20 protein-coding genes are annotated in these 23,892 nt (G+C 54.2%); 6 read left to right on the top strand and 14 right to left on the bottom strand.

Annotated elements, in window-relative coordinates:
• Positions 1–9: 9 nt before the first annotated feature.
• From QNN86_RS14780 to QNN86_RS14770, 3 genes are all read right to left on the bottom strand, one after another.
• Positions 10–1,878 (bottom strand): amidohydrolase, encoded by a 1,869-nt coding sequence (locus QNN86_RS14780; protein WP_414211456.1) that lies wholly within the window; start codon positions 1,876–1,878, stop codon positions 10–12.
• Between the two features lie 21 nt (positions 1,879–1,899).
• Positions 1,900–2,445, bottom strand: coding sequence for an antibiotic biosynthesis monooxygenase (locus QNN86_RS14775; protein ID WP_181618789.1), 546 nt, complete (start codon positions 2,443–2,445; stop codon positions 1,900–1,902).
• A gap of 173 nt (positions 2,446–2,618) precedes the next feature.
• Positions 2,619–3,260, bottom strand: a complete 642-nt coding sequence (locus tag QNN86_RS14770; protein ID WP_181618788.1) for a hydrolase — start codon at positions 3,258–3,260, stop codon at positions 2,619–2,621.
• Positions 3,261–3,533: 273 nt separating this feature from the next.
• On the opposite strand from QNN86_RS14770, the gene QNN86_RS14765 reads away from it, so the two are divergent.
• Positions 3,534–4,436: a LysR family transcriptional regulator gene (locus QNN86_RS14765; protein ID WP_181618787.1), complete on the top strand. Its 903-nt coding sequence runs from the start codon at positions 3,534–3,536 to the stop codon at positions 4,434–4,436.
• On the opposite strand, the gene malZ is transcribed toward QNN86_RS14765, so the two are convergent.
• The 5 genes from malZ to phoB all read right to left on the bottom strand — a co-directional run bounded on the left by malZ (position 4,430) and on the right by phoB (position 12,343).
• The gene (malZ, locus tag QNN86_RS14760) at positions 4,430–6,247 is read right to left on the bottom strand and encodes a maltodextrin glucosidase (protein ID WP_414211453.1); all 1,818 of its coding nucleotides are present in this window, start codon (positions 6,245–6,247) and stop codon (positions 4,430–4,432) included. The two genes, QNN86_RS14765 and malZ, sit on opposite strands and share 7 nt — an antisense overlap.
• A gap of 138 nt (positions 6,248–6,385) precedes the next feature.
• Positions 6,386–7,759 (bottom strand): proline-specific permease ProY, encoded by a 1,374-nt coding sequence (gene proY, locus QNN86_RS14755; protein ID WP_181618785.1) that lies wholly within the window; start codon positions 7,757–7,759, stop codon positions 6,386–6,388.
• An 81-nt stretch (positions 7,760–7,840) separates the two neighbouring features.
• A complete protein-coding gene (gene brnQ / locus QNN86_RS14750) occupies positions 7,841–9,160 on the bottom strand; it encodes a branched-chain amino acid transporter carrier protein BrnQ (RefSeq protein ID WP_414211450.1) in 1,320 nt (439 codons plus the stop codon).
• A gap of 1,147 nt (positions 9,161–10,307) precedes the next feature.
• Complete coding sequence (phoR, locus tag QNN86_RS14745) at positions 10,308–11,603, bottom strand: phosphate regulon sensor histidine kinase PhoR (protein ID WP_181618783.1); 1,296 nt, start codon at positions 11,601–11,603, stop codon at positions 10,308–10,310.
• Between the two features lie 50 nt (positions 11,604–11,653).
• Positions 11,654–12,343, bottom strand: coding sequence for a phosphate response regulator transcription factor PhoB (gene phoB, locus QNN86_RS14740; protein ID WP_096758099.1), 690 nt, complete (start codon positions 12,341–12,343; stop codon positions 11,654–11,656).
• A gap of 192 nt (positions 12,344–12,535) precedes the next feature.
• On the opposite strand from phoB, the gene sbcD reads away from it, so the two are divergent.
• The 3 genes from sbcD to araJ all read left to right on the top strand — a co-directional run bounded on the left by sbcD (position 12,536) and on the right by araJ (position 18,244).
• Positions 12,536–13,738 (top strand): exonuclease subunit SbcD, encoded by a 1,203-nt coding sequence (gene sbcD, locus QNN86_RS14735; RefSeq protein ID WP_414211448.1) that lies wholly within the window; start codon positions 12,536–12,538, stop codon positions 13,736–13,738.
• Positions 13,735–16,866 carry an exonuclease subunit SbcC gene (gene sbcC / locus QNN86_RS14730; RefSeq protein WP_414211445.1) on the top strand — a complete coding sequence of 1,044 codons (3,132 nt, stop codon included), beginning with the start codon at positions 13,735–13,737 and terminating at the stop codon, positions 16,864–16,866. The genes sbcD and sbcC overlap by 4 nt, the downstream gene beginning before the upstream one ends.
• Positions 16,867–17,059: 193 nt before the next feature.
• On the top strand, positions 17,060–18,244 hold the full coding sequence (gene araJ / locus QNN86_RS14725; protein ID WP_414211443.1) for an MFS transporter AraJ: 1,185 nt from the start codon (positions 17,060–17,062) through the stop codon (positions 18,242–18,244).
• A 5-nt stretch (positions 18,245–18,249) separates the two neighbouring features.
• Here the strand turns inward: araJ and mak are convergent, their stop codons facing one another.
• The gene (gene mak / locus QNN86_RS14720) at positions 18,250–19,158 is read right to left on the bottom strand and encodes a fructokinase (RefSeq protein WP_181618780.1); all 909 of its coding nucleotides are present in this window, start codon (positions 19,156–19,158) and stop codon (positions 18,250–18,252) included.
• A 125-nt stretch (positions 19,159–19,283) separates the two neighbouring features.
• Between mak and rdgC the strand changes: the two genes are divergently transcribed.
• Positions 19,284–20,195 (top strand): recombination-associated protein RdgC, encoded by a 912-nt coding sequence (gene rdgC, locus QNN86_RS14715; protein WP_096759460.1) that lies wholly within the window; start codon positions 19,284–19,286, stop codon positions 20,193–20,195.
• A 53-nt stretch (positions 20,196–20,248) separates the two neighbouring features.
• Here rdgC and ppnP read toward each other — a convergent pair whose 3' ends face one another.
• The 5 genes from ppnP to QNN86_RS14690 form a co-directional block, all read right to left on the bottom strand.
• Entirely contained in the window at positions 20,249–20,533 is a 285-nt protein-coding gene (gene ppnP, locus QNN86_RS14710) for a pyrimidine/purine nucleoside phosphorylase (RefSeq protein WP_115259253.1), read from the bottom strand.
• A 71-nt stretch (positions 20,534–20,604) separates the two neighbouring features.
• Positions 20,605–21,282 carry an AroM family protein gene (locus tag QNN86_RS14705; RefSeq protein ID WP_115259254.1) on the bottom strand — a complete coding sequence of 226 codons (678 nt, stop codon included), beginning with the start codon at positions 21,280–21,282 and terminating at the stop codon, positions 20,605–20,607.
• Positions 21,283–21,495: 213 nt separating this feature from the next.
• Positions 21,496–21,687 (bottom strand): protein YaiA, encoded by a 192-nt coding sequence (yaiA, locus tag QNN86_RS14700; protein WP_181618779.1) that lies wholly within the window; start codon positions 21,685–21,687, stop codon positions 21,496–21,498.
• A 26-nt stretch (positions 21,688–21,713) separates the two neighbouring features.
• The gene (gene aroL, locus QNN86_RS14695; protein WP_181618778.1) at positions 21,714–22,259 is read right to left on the bottom strand and encodes a shikimate kinase AroL; all 546 of its coding nucleotides are present in this window, start codon (positions 22,257–22,259) and stop codon (positions 21,714–21,716) included.
• A gap of 185 nt (positions 22,260–22,444) precedes the next feature.
• Positions 22,445–22,900 (bottom strand): YaiI/YqxD family protein, encoded by a 456-nt coding sequence (locus tag QNN86_RS14690; RefSeq protein ID WP_096758108.1) that lies wholly within the window; start codon positions 22,898–22,900, stop codon positions 22,445–22,447.
• A gap of 181 nt (positions 22,901–23,081) precedes the next feature.
• Between QNN86_RS14690 and proC the strand changes: the two genes are divergently transcribed.
• Positions 23,082–23,891 carry a pyrroline-5-carboxylate reductase gene (gene proC, locus QNN86_RS14685; RefSeq protein WP_096758109.1) on the top strand — a complete coding sequence of 270 codons (810 nt, stop codon included), beginning with the start codon at positions 23,082–23,084 and terminating at the stop codon, positions 23,889–23,891.
• The last annotated feature ends 1 nt before the right edge of the window (position 23,892 follow it).

Raw genomic sequence — 23,892 nt, 5'->3', positions numbered from 1 at the left:
GTATTTTCATTAAAACGCAAAGCACGAACAACCCAGCGCGCCCCAGAAAGCCCGGTCATCTGACACAGGAATTCCCGACTTACGCGCGATATCATGCTGATGACCATGTACGCCGCAGCTGCCGCAGCACTGATGCATTTGCACCATCGCGCCAACTCTTGCGGCCACCGGCGGCGCAGAACGGTAATGCCCCGGCACCTTCACCACCGGCGACCAGTCAGGAACCACCGGAATAGCAGGCGGCGCCAGCGGCATGAAATGCCCGGCGGCATAGACGACTTTGCCGTCCACAACCGTCATTACCGATTCAATACCTTTGATCTCTTCTTCCTGCACGCTGAAATAATCTTTTGACAGCACCACCAGGTCGGCAAGCTGATCGTTGGCAATACGCCCTTTCTTACCCTGCTCGCTGGAGAACCAGGCGCTGCCCGCGGTCCACAGCTCAAGCGCCACGTCGCGCGGCAGGCGATTATCGTCGTCATACATCGCCATACCGCCGACGGTACGCCCGGACACCAGCCAGTACAATGCCGTCCACGGGTTGTAGCTCGCCACACGAGTCGCATCGGTACCCAAACCTACCGGCACCTCCGCCGCCAACATTTTCGCCACCGGCGGCGTATGTTTCACCGCATCTTTCCCATAGCGATCGACAAAATACTCGCCCTGGAATGCCATCCGATGCTGAACCGCGATCCCGCCACCCAGCGCTTTTACACGATCGATGTTACGCCCGGTGATCGTTTCTGCGTGATCGAAGAACCAGTGCAGACCGTTGAACGGGATATCACGGTTTACCTTCTCGAACACATCGAGCATACGGCTGATAGACTCATCATAAGTGGCATGCAGACGGAACGGCCAGCGATGTTCCACCAGATGTCGCACCACACGCTCCAGCTCATCTTCCATGCCTTCAGGTAAATCCGGGCGTGGCTGCAAGAAGTCTTCGAAATCGGCCGCCGAGAAGACCAGCATTTCCCCGGCCCCATTAGCACGGTAAAAATCCGTGCCCTGCCCAGGCTTGAGCATATCGGTCCAGCGTTCAAAGTCTTCGACCTCCTGCTTCGGACGCTGGGTAAACAGGTTATAGGCAATGCGTACCGTCATCTGTTTGTTGGCATGCAGTTGCTCGATTATCTCGTAATCTTCCGGGTAGTTCTGGAAGCCACCGCCCGCATCGATAGCGCTGGTCAATCCCAGACGGTTCAGCTCGCGCATAAACTGGCGGGTCGAGTTCACCTGCATTTCCAGCGGTAATTTTGGCCCTTTCGCCAGTGTTGAGTACAGGATCATGGCGTTCGGTTTGGCGATTAGCATCCCGGTCGGATTACCGTTGCTGTCGCGGACAATTTCACCCCCCGCCGGGTCCGGCGTCGCTTTGGTGTAACCCACAGCTTTCAGCGCCGCGCGATTTAACAACGCCCGGTCGTAGAGATGCAAAACGAACACCGGGGTATCCGGCGCAGCGTCGTTCAGTTCTTCCAGCGTCGGCATACGCCGTTCAGCAAACTGAAATTCACTCCAGCCGCCGACCACGCGCACCCACTGCGGCGACGGCGTGCGGTCGGCCTGTTCTTTGAGCATACGCAGCGCATCGGCCAGTGACGGTACGCCTTCCCAGCGCAGTTCCAGGTTGTAATTCAACCCGCCGCGAATCAGATGCAGGTGCGAATCATTAAGACCCGGGATCACGGTATGACCTTGCAGATCGACAACCTGCGTCCCTTCGGCGGCAAAGCTCATTACCTGCTCGTGGTTACCGGTAGCCAGGATCCTCCCGTTGGCGATCGCTACCGCCTCGACCTGTGGGCTTTGTCTGTCGAGAGTATGAATTTTTCCGTGAGTCAGAATCAGTGTGGCAGTTTGAGACATAACAATCTCCTGATAAACCGGTCAGGCTTTTTTCAGCCATCCGGCAAACAGACGGGTTACGATGGGCATCCACAGCCAGACCACCAGCGCAACCACACAAGCATCATTGATCAGATGCAGAAGTAACGACCCCTTCAATGAGGGCAGCACCATGCTGGTCAGCCAGGGGACCAGGTTCGTGCTGGGGAAAATCACCAGCAGTGTTATCAGGAACTGTTTCCAGCGCCTGGGCTGGCGTACATGGGCCGTGGGAGGCGTAAACCAGAACGCCGCTTCAGTACGAATTTCGGTTTTATCACCTTCTGCCAGCAGAGGAGCGATCTCTTCCACCAGCACACGGCGCGTATCGGACTGGGTCCAGCTGTACAGATGTTCCAGCGTGTCGAAGCGGATAATAATGTTCCACAGATTCTCGCCATCCGCAGGGCGAATCACATTCGCCCCGAGATGACCGGGAAATTCTGCAGCCACCGGCATAATTTTCCCCAGCCACTGCTCATACCGCTGCGCCTGCTCAGGCAACAGGGTGTGAGTAATCACCAACGTCACATGTTTGTTCTGCGCCATGAAGGATTCCTTGTTGAGAGGAAACAGGCCGCTTAGGCCAGGAAAGCAATACACAAAATCATTCATGGTGCATCGAGGCGGCAAGATTGTGTATCCCCGGGAGCATACATAAGTAAGTGACCGGGATACGCAAACGAAGCCAACAAAGATGCAACATGAAGGATGAAGTGTATTTAAGCTTTACGTTCCGGCGCGCCATGCACCATGGTGTAGGCATAATCCACGCCCATACCGTAGGCACCGCTATGCTCACGAACCAGATTCATTACCGCATCATAGGTTTCTTTACGTGACCAGTCGCGTTGGTACTCAAGCAGCACCTGCTGCCAGGTTACTGGTACCGCGCCAGCCTGCACCATACGGTCAATAGAGCGCTCATGGGCATCTACGGAGGTACCGCCGGAGGTGTCGGTCACCACATAAACTTCAAAACCCTCTTCCAGCGCCATCAACGCCGGAAAGGTCAGACAGACTTCGGTCCATAACGCAGAGATAATCAGTTTCTTACGCCCGGTCGCTTTCACCGCTTGTACGAAAGCCGCATCTTCCCACGAGTTCATAGAGGTACGTTCAATCGGTTTTACATCAGGATGCACGGCTAATAACTCCGGCCAGATATAACCACTAAAACTTTGCGTTTCAACCGAGGTATAAATGACCGGCACATTAAATATCTTGCCTGCTTTGGCTAATGCAACAGTATTATTTTTCAACGTCTGGCGATCGATATTCGCCACACCAAATGACATTTGCGGCTGATGGTCAATAAAAATAAGCGTAGAATTTTGTGGATCAATCAGTTCCCGAATAGACATAGCACACCTTCTTAATCAATAAGTTAAAAGGCGACGGGCTGTAACTGCCGTCAGCAGCAGGATCCTGAATCAGAAAGCTTGTTGAGTATAGCGGGAAATTTCTAACGAGTTATTAAAGAAAACTTACCGTTCTGTGAAACTATTAATTCTGTGTTGCGATATATCCTAAACAACATCAAAAAAATGCGCATGACTCATCTAATTTATTCACTGGCATTGTTTTTCTGCATTCGGTACAACAGAAGGGTTTAATTTTCAGGGTAATTTCCGTTTATGCGCATTAATCTGGACGTTCTGCTTATTCTCGACGCACTCGACAAGCAAGGCTCATTTGCCGCCGCGGCTGAATCGCTGTTCAAAACCCCTGCCGCACTCAGCTATATGATTCAGAAGCTGGAAAGTGATTTGAATATCGAATTGCTCGACCGTTCCGGACATCGGGCAAAGTTTACTGATACCGGGCTGATGATGCTGGAAAAGGGGCGTTTGCTGCTCAGCGCGGCGAAAGATCTCGAAAAACAGGCAATACAGCTGAGTTCAGGCTGGGAGAAAGAGCTGGCGATCGCGCTGGATGCATCATTTCCCTTCGCCGCGCTGTTGCCCATTATCGAGGCATTTGACGCCCTCAATAAGCAAACGCGTCTCAACTTCACCCACCATACGCTGGCAGGTTCCTGGGAAGAACTCACCCATAATGGGGCAGATATTATTCTGGGCGCGATTAATGAACCCCCGACATCTGCCGCCTGGTCTTACAAAATGCTCGGCACGCTTGATAACGTATTTGTTGTCGCGCCTACCCATCCCCTGGCCACAGCACAGGCTGACTTAACAAACGAACAGCTGTGTCTGCACCGGGCGATTGTGATAAGCGACAGCGCCCGCTTTTGTCACCCCTTGCAGAGCAACCTGATGGATGAACAGGCGCAAATTCGCGTCGATGATTTCCACAGTAAAGTGATGTTACTCCGTGCAGGAATGGGCTGCGGTTTTCTTCCCCGCCATATTGCCGGCCCGTGGCTGGAAACGGGCGAGCTGGTGGAAAAAACGGTCACCTCATTCCGCCAACAGGATGTCGCCTATATGGCGTGGCGCAATAACAGCGACGGGCTGGCGCAGCGCTGGTGGCGGGAAACGCTGCAGGCAAGCCCGGAGATTGCGCATTTATATCAATAACTCATCCACACCGACGCCGAGATCGCCGGCAGCGTCAGCACATCGCCAACCACCTGACCCTTGCCCTCTTTGTGCTGCCACTGTGCGACATTGAGCAACGGCGACGACGGCAGCACCACTTCACAGGCGTGTCCCCGGTTAATCGCCACCAGTACGCGCTGCTGGTTAAGTACCCGCACAAACACCACCACGTTGTCCTCGGCATAAATCACCTGACAGCCGCCGTGGCGTAGCGCCTTGCTGTGATGACGTAATTTCGCCAACCGCTGATACAGCGCCAGCAGTTCGCCGTCCTGTTGATCCTTCTGCCACGGGAACGGTTTACGACAGAACGGATCGTTATTTCCATCCAGCCCCACTTCATCACCGTAGTAAATACACGGCACGCCAGGCCACGTAAACAGCCACACCACCGCCAGAGGCAGGCGCGCAACATCTTTGCCCAGTAAAGATTTAAAACGAGCGGTATCGTGGCTGTCGAGCTGGTTGAACATACGCAACTGCTGCTGATGCGACAGTCCCGCACGGTAGTTATCCATCCACGCCATGCACGTTTGAGCATCAATAGACTGCGGATCGTAAGAGATGTCGGTGTTGGCGAGAAATCCCCACAGCGGGAAGGTAAAACCACGGTAGTTCATGGCGGCATCTTCGGCATCGGCCTGCAGCCACTGGCGCGCATCGCCAAAGTGTTCACCGACCACATAGGCTTCTGGCTGCGTTTCTTTCGCCGCCTGGGTGATCCCGGCCACATGCTGCAGGTTATTGCGCGCTCCACCGGCTTCTCCCAGCATGTGCACAACATCAAGCCGCCAGCCGTCCATGCTCCACGGCGCTTTTAACCAGTGACGGACAATGCTGTCCTCGCCGCGATAAATTTCATTCACCAGGCTTTCCGAGGCGAAGTCCAGCTTGGGCAGGCTTGAGTACCCCAACCAGTCCAGCGCGACGCCGTCGTCAGAGAAATGATACCAGTCGCGCCAGGGCGAATCCGGATTATGGCACGCTCCTTCCGTCCCGAGATTATGCCGGTCAAACCAGGCATGGGAGTCGCCGCTGTGATTGAATACGCCGTCCAACACCAGGCGCATTCCCTGTTGCTGCGTGTTATGCCGCAGGCGTAATAGCGCCCTGTCGCCACCAAACCGGGGGTCAACATGGCGATAATCTTCGGTATCGTATTTATGCACGCTCGGTGCGATAAACACCGGGTTCAGATACAGTGCTGTTACCCCTAAGCTTTTCAGGTACGGCAGCTTCTCGCTGATCCCGTCCAAATCACCACCATAGAACGTCGAGCCTCCGGCCTGTGCGTTCAGCGGTTCGTCCCAGTCGCGCTGCACAATATCGTGCCCGGCCGCGTGGTGGTAATAGACATTATCCTGTTCTGTATCGCGCGACTGACCGCGGGCAAAGCGGTCCGGGAAAATCTGATAGAAAACCTGGTCGGCCACCCATTGCGGACCATTGTCTGGCACATCCACAGCAAACTGTTCCAGCCGCGCGGGCGGAAATCGGCTGAACCCTTGCGGGGTAAACCACAGCTGGCGATCGAGCCACAGCAGCTTAAAACTATAGCGTCGACGAGGCTGGCCGCAGGAGAGATCTATTGCCGCGCGCCACGCGGTCACGCCAGGCTGCGGCTGGCTGCGCTGCTTATGCATGCTGAGCGAAATCTCTTCGTTATCATTTTCTGCGCGTAACGTGACCCGCTGGGGTGGATTGTCCCCTGCCAGCCAGAGCGTAATCGTCAGTTTATCTTTGTTTTGCTTAACAAATGGGGCAACCGGAAGGTGCCAGGCGTTCAACATCACGTATCCCCTTTGATGAAAATGAAGTCACCTTGCCATAGGAAAGTTAAGGATCACTCATCATCTTAACGTTTATTGGGGGAGGAGTTCGGGGGAGGAGAAAATGCCGGGAGGCGCAAGCCTTACCCGGCAAAAAAATTACTGTGCTTCAGCCGGTTGACGCGCACGGCGGCGTTTGAACACCCACCCCACCAGCAGCAGGGCAATCCACGCAAAACCAACGTACAGCGAAATACGGGTATCCGGATGGTAGCCAATAAGCGCGATGATAAAGACCAAGAAAATCAGGCCAATCACCGTCGTGACCACACCGCCCGGTACTTTAAACGTCAGTGCTTTGACCTCTTCCGGCGGCAGACGACGGCGGAAGGCAATCTGCGACAGCAGGATCATGATCCACACCCACACCGTAGCAAACGTCGCCAGCGAGGCAATGACCAGGAAGATATTCTCCGGCATGATGTAGTTGAGATACACCGCAAACAGCAGGGCAATGGTCATCACCATTACCGTTACCCACGGCACGCCGCGACGCGAGGTTTTGGCGAACATTTTCGGTGCGCTTCCCTGCTCCGCCATACCGTGCAGCATACGGCCCACGCCAAAGACATCAGAGTTGATCGCCGACAGCGAGGCGGTCAGCACCACAAAGTTAAGAATACCCGCAGCAAAGGTAATTCCCATATGCTGGAACGTCAGGACGAACGGGCTACCGTCGGTGCCCACCTGGTTCCACGGGTAAATAGACATAATGACAAACAGCGTGCCCACGTAAAACACGAGGATTCGCATCGGCACGGAGTTAATTGCACGCGGGATCGACTCCTGCGGGTTCTTCGCTTCACCGGCGGTAATACCGATGATTTCAATACCACCATAGGCGAACATCACCATCTGCAACGACATCACCATACCGAGCCAGCCGTTACTGAAGAACCCACCGTTGCTCCACAGGTTATGGATGCCGGTTGGTTGCCCACCGTTGCCGATCCCCCAAATGATGATGCCAAAACCGGCGACAATCATAATGATGATGGTGGCGACCTTAAAGAATGAGAACCAGAACTCCAGTTCGCCAAACACCTTCACACTCATCAGGTTGATGGCACAGATAATCAGCACCACGCTCAGAACCCAAATCCAGTGCGGCACTGCCGGGAACCAGACGCCCATATAAATACCGAAGGCGGTCACGTCGGCAATGGCGACAATCAGGATTTCAAAACAGTAGGTCCAGCCGGTAATGTAGCCAGCCAACGGTCCGAGGTTTTCCTGGGCATAGCGCGAGAACGAGCTGGCTGCCGGGTTATGAACGGACATTTCGCCCAGCGCGCGCATGATAATGTACGCCGCCGCGCCGCCGATAATATAGGCCAGCAACACGCTCGGCCCTGCCATTTTGATGGCATCGGCAGAGCCATAGAACAGCCCGGTACCAATTGCCGAACCTAATGCCATAAAGCGGATGTGCCGGGTGCTCAGCCCACGCTTTAGCTTGTTATTACTTTCCATCGATTCCTAACCTGTTAACACAATAAAAAAACCACGGGGCCATATTAATAGCCCCGTGGTTAAAACTTATTGTCAGTGATATTAGTGTGCGCTGGAGGTCACTTGTCGACCTGCTGCGCGGTCCCAAATTACGGCCAGGACCACCATCACGACTGTTGGCATCAACCACGCCAGACCTTGCTCTGCCAGCGGTAAACGCTGGGTCCAGGCCGGTAATACGTCGCCAATTGCAGAAGCTTTAATGCCATCAAGGATACCAAAAATCAGGCTGATAAACATCGCAGGAGCAATGACGCGGGAAGAATTATGCCACCATGAGCGGGTAAAGCTTAATACAACCAGTGCGATACAGGGCGGATAAATAGCCGTCAGGACCGGAATCGAGATCTGAATCAGGTGGCTCAAGCCGAGGTTTGACACCACCATCGAGAAGCCGCCAAGGATAAACACCAGCGTACGGTAAGACAGTGGAATGTACTGCGCAAAGAACTCAGCACACGCACAAGTCAGGCCAACCGCCGTCACCAGGCAAGCGATGAAAATCAACGCGGCCAGCAGCAGGCTACCTGCACCGCCGAAGGTGTGCTGAACATACGCATGCAGAATTGCCGCGCCGTTAGCAGACTGATCGACCAGAATCGCGCTGTCTGAACCCAGACGGAATAACGCGAGGTACAGCAGCGTTAAGCCGATACCGGCCATCAAACCCGCCCAGACGGTATAACGCGTCAGCAGACGTGCTTCGGTAACACCACGCGAACGAGCTGCATTAACGATAACAATACCAAACACCATCGCACCCAGCGTATCCATCGTCAGATAGCCGTTTACGAAGCCGTTAGAAAACGCCGCGGTTTGATAGGCTTCCATGGCATTGCTGATCGAACCGGCAGGCCAGACAATCGCAGCGACAGACAACACAACCAGCGCCAGAATTTTCAGCGGCGCGAGGAAATTCCCCACGGTATCCAACAGTTTGCCCGGATAGAGTGACACCAGGATAACAATTGCGAAATAGACCACGCTATAGATAAACAGCGGCAGCGCGGAGTCACCGGTCAGCGGAGCAATCCCCACTTCAAAAGAGACCGTTGCGGTACGCGGCGTAGCGAATAACGGCCCTACCGCCAGATAACAGACGGTGGCCAGCAGTAAACCTGCGACCTTGCCGATCGGGGTACTCAGGCTGTCCACACCACCACCAACTTTCGCCAGCGCCACAACGGTAAGCACCGGCAGGCCAACAGCGGTAATCAGAAAGCCAAAAGCCGCAGTCCAGACGTGTTCGCCGGCCTGCAAACCAACCATTGGAGGGAAAATAATGTTACCTGCGCCAACGAACAGTGCAAATGTCATAAATCCCAGTGCGATGATATCGCGTGATTTTAACTGATGGGTCATAAAGTCTTACTGCCTGTGGTGTGAATGTGGTGTTGTAAAAGTTAAATTTTTGCCTTTCCCTTGCAGGGACGATACAGCGGCATTTTTAAGCAAGTCCAGCGGGAAATTCTCCCAGTCTGGCGCGGCGAAGAATAGTTTTTCGATTTACCGCGTAAATGCAGTCGGTATGACAGCACATGGTGCGCAATTTAAACGCTTATAACGTTTTAAAGCAAGGTGGGATCTAAAAACCAGAACAATATAGCGATATGAAAAATCCATATAGCACAAAACACCATTTACGTGAAAAAGGTATGGGTAATAATGCGAACAAAAAACAATCAAACGTCGTAAAATTCAGGATGGCCGTATTGACCACAGTGAAAAAGCCAGCTTCTGCTTAGTGCTGTTAAGTGAACGCCTCAGTTTCAGAAAGCATCAACCTGTATTGGTGCAGGTAACGAATATGCTATCTCAGAGAAAGGGTTCCGTTCACCTTATGTTCATCGCTTCTCTGAAACATTGATTCCTGTGAACGTGTAAAGGGCGTTCTTCGCCACGCCCTTTACAATCCCGGCTCCCGGCAGGAAAATTGCCGCTCCGCGGTTCCCTCCGCTTATTCCTTCAGGCTACCGGGCCGGGCGCGAGGAAACCTCCCTGTAAAGCGCGCCCTGAGCCAGCATCCATGCTGGCTCTCCCGGCCTTACGGAAACACGTCGGCAATTTTCAGCCGGACCAGTCCACACCTCACCATCTGCGCTTTTATTTGAATATATCTGAACAGCAAAACGGATATAGCTGAAAGTCAGAACGCTGAAGCGACACCCTGGTCCGGCTGAAAATCGATGAGACGTTGACGGCTGACCGGGTCTGTCCGCAGGGATGCGGACAGAGGGGACGGCCTGCAGGGACGCAGGCTCGGCCCCGACCCGACAGGCAGACGGCATAAGACGAATGAATCGCGTAGCGACGATTTTCCCGCCGGGAGCCTGGGATGCAAGGGAGGCGGCGAGCCTCCCTTGCACGTTCACGGGTATAGCGATATCAGAGAAGCTACGCACATAAGGTGAACGGAAACTAATTCAGAGCAAAACATTCTCCATATATGCTTAACTGAACGGCATTTAACTCGCGCTGGCTTTTGGAAAGATAACCTTACGAATACGCGTCAGTCGTTACTTTTGGCAAGTAAACGTTCCGCCAGCACAAAGCTAAACCGCGTCCCTTTGCCCGGCTGACTTTCGATATTCAATCGGCTGTCGTGATGATTTAGAGCGTGCTTCACAATAGCCAGCCCGAGACCACTGCCGCCCGTTTGCCGCGATCGCGCTTTATCCACGCGATAAAAGCGTTCGGTCAAACGCGGGATATGCTCAGGCGCAATCCCTGGCCCGTTATCTTCGACGCTGAACTCGGCTCCCGGCGTCGCCCGCTGCCAGCGCACGGTGATATGCGTTCCCGCCGGGGTGTGGTTCACTGCGTTATAGATAAGATTCGAGATGGCGCTACGCAGTTGCTCCTCGTTACCCATCACGCTCAGGCGATTATCCACGTCGAAGGTAAACGTGTGTTTATTCTGACTCAGCGTTTGTGCTTCATGCTCAGCCACGCGCAGTATCATCGGCACATCCACCTTCTCATTCTGCGGCAGTGTCGGTGCGGCTTCTATTTTCGATAGCGTCAGCAGTTGCTTCACCAGTCCTTCCATACGCTGCGTTTGCTCACGCATGGTATCCAGCGCTTTCTCTCGCGTTGCCCCTTCCAGGGGATGCTCCTGCATCATCTCCAGATAACCTTGCAGCACCGTCAGCGGCGTACGCAACTCGTGGCTGGCGTTGGCAAAGAAATTACGCCGCGCGCCTTCCAGTTGGTGCATCTGCGTGACATCGCGCGCTACCATCAGCAACTGCTTGTCGGTATACGGCATCACCCTAATTTCCAGATGCCGCCCGGTATTAAGTACCAAATTAATTGGCCGACTAAAGTCGCGCGTTTTCAGGTATGAGGTAAATTCCGGGTAGCGAAGCAGGTTAAGAATATTTTGCCCACTATCGTCCGGCCAACGCAGTCCCAGAACCTGCTGTGCCAGGCCGTTACACCAGAAAATCCCACCCTCTTCGGTGGTCAGTACCACCGCATCAGGCAGCGATTCAGCCCCGCTGCGAAAACGCTTAATCAGATTACCCAGTTCGCGGCGGCGTTTTTTGTTACGCAGTTGCATTTGATGCAGGCCGTAAAGCAGCGGTTCCCAACTGCCCCGCCCCGGCGGAGGCGTCATACTCCTGTCGACCCACAGCCACCAGGACAAACGCAGTAAATTCCAGAAATGCCAGATAAGCAGACCCGTTACCGATGCCAGTAAAAACCACGGCAGATAACCGAAAAAAGCACTAAGGATAAAAGCCGGAATGCAGCAAAGTATCAGCTCCAGTACCAGCCTTTTCCATGACAATCGTTCCAGCAAACGTCGCACTCCCTATACAACTTGATCTAATGGGCTATTTTCCGTGCCGGTCAGAAGCGGGTTGAAAAACGGTATCCCGTTCCGCGTACCGTCTGCACCATGCGATCGTGGCCGCTGTGCTCCAGCGCCTTACGCAAGCGGCGGATATGCACGTCAACCGTCCGGTCTTCTACGTACACGTTGGTGCCCCAGACATGATTAAGTAGTTGTTCGCGGCTGTAGACGCGCTCAGGATGAGTCATAAAGAAATGCAGCAGTTTGAACTCAGTTGGCCCCATATCCAGCGGTTCTTCGCCGGTCATTACACGATGCGAGGTGGGATCAAGGCTCAGCCCCTGCATCTCAATAACTTCTTCAACCGCCATTGGTGAAATACGACGCAGTACGGCTTTAATGCGCGCCACCAGTTCCTTCGGCGAAAACGGCTTGGTGATATAGTCATCCGCACCGGTTTCCAGCCCACGTACGCGATCTTCTTCATCACCTCTTGCCGTCAGCATCATCACCGGGATGTCCCGCGTCATCGCTTCACGTTTGAGGTGTTTAATGAACTGTAACCCCGAGCCGCCGGGAAGCATCCAGTCAAGCAGGATAAGATCCGGCCAGGGTTCATTGAGTTGATTCACCGCACTGTCATAGTCTTCGGCTTCTACAGGTTGGAACCCGTTTTGCTCGAGCACGAAGCAGACCATTTCACGAATTGGAGCTTCATCTTCTACGACCAGAATACGTCTCGCCATGATTTGCCCTGTTTTAATTTAATCGTTCATACCCTCTATACGCCGCCATTATGCGTCAGATTTATGACAGATTTATGAAAAAGATAGTCCAGGCTTAACCAATGTTGTTGAATTATGACAGCCCGGAAACAAGATATTCACGCCATTGCAAGGGTATAATCCCCCTCATTGCTTTTTCGTCATGGAACTCGTATGCGCATCCTTCATACCTCAGACTGGCATCTGGGCCAAAACTTCTACAGCAAGAGCCGCGCCGCCGAGCATCAGGCCTTTCTTGACTGGCTGCTGGAGACCGCACAATCCCATCAGGTGGATGCCATTATTGTGGCAGGCGATATTTTTGATACCGGCTCACCGCCGAGCTATGCCCGCGAGATTTACAACCGCTTTGTCGTCAATTTGCAGCAAACAGGCTGCCACCTGGTGGTGCTGGCAGGCAACCATGACTCGGTCGCCACGCTTAATGAATCACGCGATATTTTGGCGTTTCTGAACACCACGGTGGTCGCCAGCGCAGGTCATGGACCGCAAATACTGAAACGCCGCGACGGCACGCCAGGCGCCGTGCTGTGCCCGATTCCCTTTTTACGCCCACGCGACATCATCACCAGCCAGGCGGGACTCACCGGCAGCGAAAAACAACAGCATTTGCTGGGGGCAATTACCGACTATTACCAGCAGCAGTACCAGGACGCCTGTGAACTGCGCGGTGAACGCAACCTGCCGATCATTGCAACCGGGCACCTGACGACCGTCGGTGCCAGCAAAAGTGACGCGGTACGTGACATTTATATTGGCACACTGGATGCCTTTCCGGCGCAGAATTTCCCGCCAGCAGATTACATCGCGTTGGGACATATTCACCGGGCGCAGGTCATCGGCGGAACAGAACATATTCGCTACTGTGGCTCGCCGATTGCCCTCAGTTTTGACGAATGTGGCAAAAGCAAAGGCGTGCATCTGGTGAGCTTCGAAGACGGCAAGCTACATACCGTCGACAATCTCACCGTACCGGTCACGCAGCCGCTGGCGGTATTGAAAGGCGATTTAGCCGCCATTACCGCCCAGTTTGAGCAATGGCGCGATGTAGAGCTGCAAACGCCCGTCTGGTTAGATATTGAAATCACCACCGACGATTACCTGCACGACATGCAGCGCAAAATTCAGGCGTTGACGGAAGACCTGCCGGTAGAGGTTCTGCTGGTGCGCCGCAGTCGGGAGCAGCGCGAGCGTATTATGGCCAATGAGCGGCGTGAAACGCTGAGCGAACTGAGCGTGACGGAAGTCTTTGACCGCCGTCTGGCGCTGGAGGAACTGGAAGCGCCGAGGCGGGAACGTCTTAATCAGCTGTTTAATGACACGTTACAGACGCTTGCCGGGGAGGCTGACGCATGAAAATTCTTAGCCTGCGCCTGAAAAACCTCAACTCCCTGAAAGGGGAATGGAAAGTCGACTTCACGGCAGAGCCTTTTGCCAGCAACGGTCTGTTTGCCATCACCGGGCCTACAGGGGCCGGAAAAACCACCCTGCTTGATGCGATTTGTCTCGCGCTGTACCACGAGACACCGCGCCTGAATACCGTATCACAGTCGCAAAACGACCTGATGACCCGCGACACCGCCGAATGTCTGGCTGAGGTCGAGTTCGAAGTAAAAGGCGAAGCCTACCGCGCGTTCTGGAGCCAGAATCGGGCACGCAACCAGCCTGACGGCAATCTGCAGGTCCCACGCGTGGAGCTTGCCCGCTGCGCCGACGGAAAAATTCTCGCCGATAAAGTCAAAGACAAGCTGGACATGACCGCCGCACTCACCGGGCTGGATTACGGACGATTTACCCGTTCGATGCTGCTGTCGCAGGGGCAGTTCGCCGCCTTCCTTAACGCCAAACCGAAGGAACGCGCTGAGCTGCTGGAAGAGCTGACCGGCACCGAAATCTACGGACAAATTTCGGCAATGGTGTTTGAAAAACACAAAGCGGCGCGCAACACGCTCGAAATATGCGAAGCACAGGCGGCGGGTGTCGTCCTGTTAAGCGAAGAGCAACAACAGCAGTTGCAGCAAAGTTTGCAGGTACTTACTGACGAAGAAAAAAATCTGCTGGCACAGCAGCAACGTCAGCAGAAAGATTTTCAATGGCTTACGCGCAGCGACGAACTGGTTCGTGAACAGCAGCGCGTGGCTAGCTTAGCGCAGCAGGCCCAACAGGCGCTTGCGGACGCCGCGCCTGAGCTGGCAAGACTCCAGCTCGCGCAGCCTGCCGCCCAGCTTCGTCCACTGTGGGATCGCCAGCAGGAGCAGACTGCACGCCTGGCGCAAACAAAGCAGCGGATCATTGAAGTAAATGCTCGCTTACACGCTAAAACCTCGCTGCGCGCACGCATCCGCAACGGTGCACTGCGCAGCCACGAGCAACTTCAGACCGAACTTACCGCACTGGCGCAGTGGTTGGCGGAGCATGATCGATTCCGCTTATGGGGCCAGGAGATTGCGGGCTGGCGCGCACTTTTTTCTCAGCGTAGTCGCGATAAGCATCAGCTTACGGCGCTCGCTGCCCGTATCGCTGAGTTACGCCAGAAACTGGCGGCGTTGCCGGAAAATGCCCTGACGCTCACCGCGGATGAGGTTGCGGTCGCGATGGAACAGCAAGCGCAATCACGGGCTTTCCGTCAGCGTCTGACCTCGCTTCATGCTCGCTATCAGCCGCTGCAAAAGCGTCTGCGCCAGAACGGTGAAAGCGTGCAAAAAGCGCAGGCACAGCAGGCCGCGCTCAATGAAACGCTCGCACTACGCCGACAACAATATAAAGAAAAAAATCAGCACTACCTGGACGTTGAAACACTCTGCAAACAGGAAGAAAAAATCAAAAGTCTGGAGGCGGAGCGCGCGCTTTTGCAGGCCGGACAGCCCTGCCCGTTATGTGGCTCTACTGCACATCCTGCAGTCTCGGAGTATCAGGCGCTGGAACTGAGTGCAAACCAGCGGCGTCGCGACCAGTTAGCCAAAGAAGTCGCAGCACTGAAAGAGGAAGGTCTGCTGGTTCTGGGGCAGGTCAATGCCCTGACACAGCAAATCCAGCGTGAGACAGAAGAGATACAGACGCTCTCTCAGGAGGAGCAAGCACTCACTAAAGAGTGGCAGGACGTTTGCACCGCTCTGAATATTACGCTGAATATTCAGGAGGATATTACCGGCTGGATGGGCGAACAGGAGCACTACGAGCGCCAGCTTTATCTGCTCAGCCAGCGCCTGACGCTGCAAAACCAGTTACACGATCAGCAACAACAGGAACGCCAGTATCAACAACAGCTGGCGACGACGCATCAAGGGCTGGAAAGCGCCTTGTCCGCGCTGTCACTGACTGCACCGGAAGACGGCACAGAGGCCGCCTGGTTAAGCGCCCGCGAAACCGAATTCGCGCAGTGGCAGGAGAAACAGACGCAGCATGGCGTGATTCAGGAACGCATTCACGCCCTGAAGCCGCTGCTCGATGCGCTTCCTGCAACGGACACCGCAGAAGCCGAAACGGTTATCCCTGAAAACTGGCGCGAAATTCACGACGACTGCGTGTCGCTGCAAAGCCAGCTTGCTGCACAGCAACAGCAGGAAACGCTGGAAAGCGAACGCTTGCAACAGTCGCAGGCGCAATTTACCGCCGCCCTGGCGGCCAGTTGCTTTGCCGATCAAGAGGCGTTCCTCTCCGCGCTGCTGGATGACGATACCGTCCGCCGCCTTGAGCAGTTAAAACAGACGCTGGAAAATCAATCGCAGCAGGCAACGGCGCTGTCCGGGCAAGCCAGCCAACAACTGCAGACGCATCAGGCGCTGCGCCCGGAGGGGCTGGACGCCGACGCACAAACCCTGCAAGCCCGGCTGCAACAACTGGCGCAACAACTTCGAGAGAACACCACCCAACAGGGGGAGTTACGCCAGCAGCTTAAGCAGGACAGCGATAACCGCCAGCGTCAGCAGGCATTAATGCAGCAGATTAAAGAGGCAGCCAGCCAGGTCGAAGACTGGGGCTATCTGAATGCGCTGATTGGCTCAAAAGAAGGGGATAAATTCCGCAAATTTGCCCAAGGCCTGACGCTGGATAACCTGGTATGGCTGGCTAACAATCAACTGACCCGACTGCACGGTCGCTATCTGCTACAGCGAAAAGCCAGCGACGCGCTGGAGCTCGAGGTGGTTGATACCTGGCAAGCCGACGCCGTTCGCGATACCCGCACGCTGTCCGGCGGTGAAAGCTTCCTGGTAAGTCTGGCCCTGGCACTGGCGCTGTCCGATCTGGTCAGCCACAAAACGCGCATTGACTCCCTGTTCCTTGATGAAGGTTTTGGCACGCTGGACAGCGAAACGCTGGATACCGCGCTGGACGCTCTGGATGCGTTGAACGCTACCGGGAAAACCATTGGTGTGATAAGCCACGTCGAGGCCATGAAAGAGCGCATTCCGGTGCAAATCAAGGTGAAGAAAATCAACGGGCTGGGTTATAGCAAACTCGACAGGATGTTTGCGGTGGAGTAGTCGACAGACGGATGCGGCTTCACAGGCCGGATAAGCGTTAGCGCCATCCGGCACAATATGTAGCATAATATTGCATACTCAGAGACGGATATGAAATGGCATTTCATTTCACTTATCCGCAAGCTATGCTCTTATTGGCGGCGAACGTTCGCCGCTGTGGCGCACATCTGCGCTGATATTGCTGGCAGGTCGTATGAAAAAAGTGATTTTCTCTTTAGCCCTCGGGACGTTTGGGCTGGGCATGGCCGAGTTTGGCATCATGGGTGTGTTAACCGAGCTGGCGCGGGATGTAGGAATTTCCATTCCTGCGGCGGGCCACATGATTTCATTTTACGCTTTCGGCGTGGTGCTGGGTGCGCCGATTATTGCTCTTTTTTCCAATCGTTTTTCGCTGAAACATATTCTGCTGTTTCTGGTCACGTTATGTGTGATAGGCAACGCCATCTTCACCCTCTCCTCATCCTATTTTATGCTGGCGGTCGGCAGGCTGGTTTCCGGCTTTCCACACGGCGCATTCTTTGGCGTCGGGGCCATTATTCTGACTAAACTCGCACGCCCGGGGAAAGTCACCGCCGCCGTCGCTGGCATGGTCAGTGGGATGACCGTCGCCAACCTGGTTGGCATTCCCGTCGGTACCTGGCTGAGCCAGACATTCAGCTGGCGCTACACCTTTTTGCTGATCGCCGTGTTCAATATTGCGGTCATCGCGTCGATTGCCTTCTGGGTACCCAACATCAGTGATGAAGCGAAAGGCAAACTGCGCGAGCAATTTCACTTTCTGAAAAGTCCGGCGCCGTGGCTTATTTTCTCCGCGACGATGTTTGGCAACGCCGGAGTGTTCGCCTGGTTTAGCTATGTGAAGCCGTACATGATGTATATCTCCGGTTTTTCCGAAACGCTGATGACCTTCATCATGATGCTGGCTGGATTAGGCATGGTGCTGGGCAATCTGCTGAGTGGGCGGATCTCGGGTCGCTATACGCCGCTGCGCATCGCGGTGGTGACCGACTTCGTGATTGTGCTGGCCCTGGTGATGCTGTTTTTCGTCGGCGATATGAAAGCCGCGTCGCTGACCTTCGCCTTTATTTGCTGCGCGGGTCTGTTTGCGCTGTCGGCACCGCTACAAATTTTGCTGCTGCAAAATGCGAAAGGCGGCGAGCTGTTGGGCGCCGCTGGTGGGCAAATGGCCTTTAACCTCGGTAGCGCGGTTGGCGCGTACTGCGGCGGCATGATGCTGACGCTGGGTTTTGCCTACAACTACGTAACCCTCCCGGCAGCCCTGCTGTCGTTTTCCGCCATGTCATCGCTGCTGCTATATGGGCGTCTGAACCGCCCTACGGGCATAAATTGTATGCCGGATAAGCGCCATCCGGCATAGCAAGATTACCCCTGCGGCCATAGCCAGGCCGCACCGCGAACCCCGCTGGAGTCACCGTGCAACGCCTTGCGTAAAGGCGTTTCACACTCTCCGCCAAAGACGAACTGTTTAATCAATGACGGAACCGTCTGATACAACCTGTCGACATTGCTCATCCCGCCGCCCAGCACGATGACATCCGGGTCAAGGATATTCACCACATGAGCCAACGATTTGGCCAGGCGCAATTCATAGCGGCGTAGCACCTGCTCCGCCAGTGCATCACCTTCACTCACCAGCCGAATAATGTCGCTACCTTTCAGTTGCTTACCGCTCAGACGATGATAATCCGTGGCGAATCCGGTCCCGGAGATAAAGGTCTCAATGCAGCCTTGCTTCCCGCAGTAACACGGTACTTCCTGCCGATAGCGCAGTTCATCTTCGTCCATCCACGGCAGCGGGTTATGTCCCCACTCACCCGCAGTACCGTTGCCGCCGATATGCGCCCGACCATTAAACGCCACCCCGGAGCCGCAGCCAGTACCGATAATCACCGCGAACACCGTTTGTGCGCCCGCCGCAGCGCCGTCTACCGCTTCAGAGACCGCCAGGCAGTTAGCATCGTTAGCCAGACGGACCTCCCGGTTCAGACGCACGCTTAAGTCTTTGTCAAAAGGCTGCCCATTGAGCCAGGTTGAGTTGGCATTCTTCACCACCCCCGTGTAAGGGGAAATCGATCCGGGGATCCCCATACCAACGGTTCCGGTCTGTCCGGTGGCTTTTTCCGCCATATCCACCAGTGCGGCAATAGTTTCTATGGTTTGCCGGTAGTCATCACGCGGCGTGGGCAGGCGATGGCGGAAAAGTTGCTCCCCCGCATCACTCAGCGCGATAACTTCTGTTTTGGTACCACCTAAATCGATTCCTATACGCACACGCTGGTCCTCATTTTTTGGGAATATCAACAGAGTAGAGGCGAGCATGGTGTTAGGCAATGCACGCCCGCCGACAATTCGTTATTATGCCCGCTGAATTTAACGACAAGGCCGTGGAAATTATCATGCTGTGGTTCAAAAATTTAATGGTTTACCGTCTTAGCCGCGATGTTTCTTTGCGCGCCGAAGAGATGGAAAAACAGCTTGCCTCAATGACGTTTACCCCTTGTGGTAGCCAGGATATGGCAAAAATGGGCTGGGTTCCGCCGATGGGATCGCACAGCGACGCATTGACGCATTCTAACAATGGCCAAATTATTATCTGCGCCCGCAAAGAAGAAAAAATTCTGCCGTCGCCGGTGATCAAGCAGGCGCTGGAAGCCAAAATCTTCAAGCTGGAAGCTGAGCAGGGTCGCAAACTCAAGAAGACCGAGAAAGACTCGCTGAAAGATGAAGTGTTGCACTCCTTGCTGCCGCGTGCCTTTAGCCGCTTTAGCCAGACAATGATGTGGATAGACACCGTTAATGATTTGATCATCGTCGACTGTGCGAGCGCCAAGAAAGCGGAAGATACGCTGGCACTGCTGCGTAAAAGCCTGGGCTCACTGCCGGTAGTCCCGCTGACCCTGGAAAACCCGATAGAGCTCACGCTCACTGAATGGGTCCGTTCCGGGACGACTGCGCAGGGATTCCAGTTGCTGGATGAAGCCGAACTGAAAGCTATGCTGGAAGACGGTGGTGTGATCCGGGCGAAGAAACAGGACCTGGTGAGTGATGAGATCGCCGTGCACATTGAAGCCGGAAAAGTCGTCACCAAGCTGGCTCTCGACTGGCAGCAGCGCATTCAGTTTTTGATGTGTGACGATGGCTCGATTAAGCGTCTGAAGTTCTGCGATGAGCTGCGCGACCAGAACGAAGATATCGACAGAGAAGATTACGGTCAGCGTTTTGATGCCGATTTCATCCTGATGACCGGTGAACTGGCAGCGTTGATTAAAAGCCTGGTGGAAGGATTAGGCGGCGAAGCGCAGCGCTAAACGCACCCGTCTTGCCGGATAACGCCACAAGCGGCTTATCCGGCATATTACGCTTACAGGTAACGGCAAAGATAGGACGTCGGCTCTGCGACCTGCAGATGAAATTCACTGTGCCCAGGCACGTTAAACGTCTCCCCGGCAGCATACACTTTCCACTCAGTTTCGCCCGGCAGCAATACATTCAATGCCCCGCTCACCACCGTCATCTCTTCAGGTGCCGCCGTGCCAAAGGTGTACTCGCCTTCCACCATCACACCCACGCTCGCGCGGCCAGTACTGCTGCTGGTAAAACCAATCGATTTTACTTTGCCGGAAAAGTATTCATTACTTTGAAGCATACCACTGGCCCTATCTCGTTATTAAGTTAACAACCAATATAGGGGCCTGACGTTCCCTCTGTCACGCAAAATTACGCCAGAAGTTCCGAAGCCAGACGGGCTATCAGCACATTCGACAACAGTACCGGAACGTCGAGTGATTTTTGCAGTACATCACGATGACGCTGATTAAACCCCAGGCAGTCGAGCATAATCACGTCGGCACCTTGCTCAAGAAGTTGCTTTCCAGCATCAATCAGTTGTTGTTCAGTGCCATCAATGGGATTGGCCACGGCATAGACTGGCGGCGTTTGTAGCACCTGCCATTTCTGCGTCTGGGCGGCGAGTAATTCAGTGACGGGTACAATCACGCCAACCTGATGCCCGTCGACAATCGACGCCACCAGAGGGGGAATAATACGTAAGGGCTCCAGCAGGATGCCGTTTCGGATCGTCAGACGGGTAATGACCGCAGTGCTCATCAGTAAAATGACGTCAAAGCCCTGGTTGTCCAGCACCTCAACGATACCCTGCAGCGCGCGTTCCACTTTCTGGCGCGAAACGTGCGCCAACTGTTGGTCACTGAGCAGCGTTAATAACACATCGTCGCCCGGCGAGATGGCATACTCGGCCATCACCTCTTCCCGCCGCATCTGCCCTAGCAAACTATGGTGGGTAATGTGTTGCTCATCGATATATTCTGTCAGGAGCGGTAATACCTCACACATCGGCACAACGCCAATCGTGAGGATAGCCAACGACGTACTCATGTGTTGCTCCACCGTCTTCTTACTTTGCTGTGAATTCCCGGATAAATGCCGGGCACTGATCTGCGCTACAAATGTTCAAAAGCGTAGCAGCAGATAAGCAATACATTGTGTAAAGATTCCAAATCATTCCAATAATTTATTGTTATCGTTTACTTTTCATTTTTCGCACTCTCCAGAGACGTGCGAAAAATGTGACACAGACAGCGTCCGACGTCAGGTTTTCTGCGGATCTTCATAGCGCTTTTTGGCATCCATTGCTTCCTGCGCGGACGGATGTTCGCTAATCAACGAATTCGGTTTGGGGTGGTCAGCGCGAAGTTGATACCAGGTGACCGTCTGGCCTGGCGAGCCTTTTTCAACAGTAACAATCGTCGCATGTCGTGGATAAGGAGGTTTTGTCGGCATAGCGCTTCCTTTTGAAGGGATAAGCGTTAAGTATAGACCCCACCCTGCAACCGCGGCGCGGCCTGTGACATCAGCGCCAGAATATCGGCCACAACCTGGGAGGGTTGATGGGTTGCATCAACAATAAAGTGCGCCGCCTGGCGATACAGCGCGTCACGCTGCTCAAGCACTTCCTGCACCTCTTCGGTCAACGGTTTACCGGTTAAGGTTGGGCGCAATCCTTCTTCAGGCGCGGCTTCCAGGCGATTCACCAGTACCGAGACCGGCGCGCTTAAATAAATGACCGTGCCGTTATTTCGCATATAGTGACGGTTATATTCGGTAAGAATAATACCGCCGCCAGTCGCAATAACCGTAGAGGGGCCGGTCACCGCCTGCAGAGCCGTTGTCTCCTGGGCGCGAAATCCATCCCATCCTTCTCTTTCAACGATTTCGGCAACGGTCATTTGCACATGTGATTGCAACCAGCGATCGGTATCAACAAACTGGAAGTCGATAGCTTTCGCCAGCGCCATACCGGTTGTCGTCTTACCACACCCCCGCGGGCCAACAAGAAAAAGAGGTTGCGTCATCGCAGAAATTCCCCAGAGAGCCGCCCACAAGCGGGATCTGATGCTGTTAAAGTTATAATCATACCATCAAACTAGTACATCACCAAAACGTAAAGAATAAGTTCCACCACAGGCTAAAAAGCCCATTGATTCTCACTATAACAAGATTTCACAATGATGAAAGTGTAAAAAATAAATTACAGTCGTTATTTTCTACGCTGAACTTCCAGCCACCACTTATCCAGTTCAGCAGCAAAATGTTGTCGGTCGCGCGGTGAAAGCGTGTCCGGGCCTCCGGTCTGGATCCCACTGGCACGGAGTGTGTCCATAAAATCACGCATCATCAGACGTTCACGGATGGTGGCTTCGGTATAGCGTTCGCCACGAGGATTCAGCGCCGCGGCCCCTTTTTCAATCACTTCAGAAGCCAGCGGTATATCCGCGGTTACCACCAAATCGCCTGCGCTACACTGGCGCACAATCTCGTTATCGGCAACATCAAACCCGGCAGGAACACGTAATGTACGGATAAAACGCGAAGGCGGCACGCGCAAACTCTGGTTGGCGACCAAAATCAGCGGCATCTGCATACGCTCAGAGGCCCGATACAAAATATCTTTAATCACATTCGGACACGCATCCGCATCCACCCATATTGTCATAACACCTCCTGGTTCCTGTGCAATCGTACATTGTCTCGTGCTTTTACTTTCCGGCAAAGTGCTGTTTCTCCTTCTGAACACATTCATTCCGCGCTAAGCTTAACTTTCCCAGGTATACCCTAAGTAATTCAAAAGTATGACGGGTATAAAACAATGAATATCACGCATAGGGAGTGACAAGATGGACAAGAAAATTGGTTTTATCGGCTGCGGCAATATGGGCAAAGCCATTCTTGGAGGCATGATCGCCAGTGGTCAGGTTCTCCCCGGACAAATCTGGGTCTATACCCCCTCTCCTGATAAAGTCGCCGCATTACACGACCAGTACGGCATCAACGCCGCGCAGTCGGCGCAGGAAGTCGCCCAAATTGCCGATATTGTCTTTGGTGCTGTGAAACCCGGCATCATGGTTAAAGTGCTGAGCGAAATCACCTCCAGCCTGAACAAAGATTCCCTGGTCGTCTCTATTGCCGCTGGCGTCACGCTCGATCAGCTTGCCCGCGCGCTGGGTCATGACCGTAAAATTATCCGCGCGATGCCCAACACACCGTCGCTGGTTAATGCGGGCATGACCTCCGTAACGCCAAACGCGCTGGTGACGCCGGAAGATACGGCTGACGTATTAAATATTTTCCGCTGCTTTGGCGAAGCTGAAGTGATTGCGGAATCGATGATTCACCCGGTCGTCGGCGTCAGCGGTTCTGCGCCGGCCTACGTGTTTATGTTTATTGAAGCGATGGCTGATGCGGCCGTCCAGGGCGGCATGCCCCGCGCGCAGGCGTATAAATTCGCCGCACAGGCGGTGATGGGGTCAGCAAAAATGGTTCTCGAAACAGGAAAACATCCTGGAGAACTGAAGGATATGGTGTGCTCACCAGGTGGAACAACCATTGAGGCCGTGCGCGTTCTGGAGGCCCGTGGTTTCCGTTCTTCAGTCATTGAAGCGATGGTTAAGTGCATGGAACAGTCGGAAAAACTAAGCAAATCCTGAG

This window comes from Citrobacter sp. C348 (assembly GCF_047467975.1).
In the GTDB taxonomy this organism is placed as follows: domain Bacteria; phylum Pseudomonadota; class Gammaproteobacteria; order Enterobacterales; family Enterobacteriaceae; genus Citrobacter; species Citrobacter gillenii.
The sequence above is the reverse complement of the archived record's forward strand: the minus strand, read 5'-3'. Positions and strand labels throughout refer to the sequence as shown.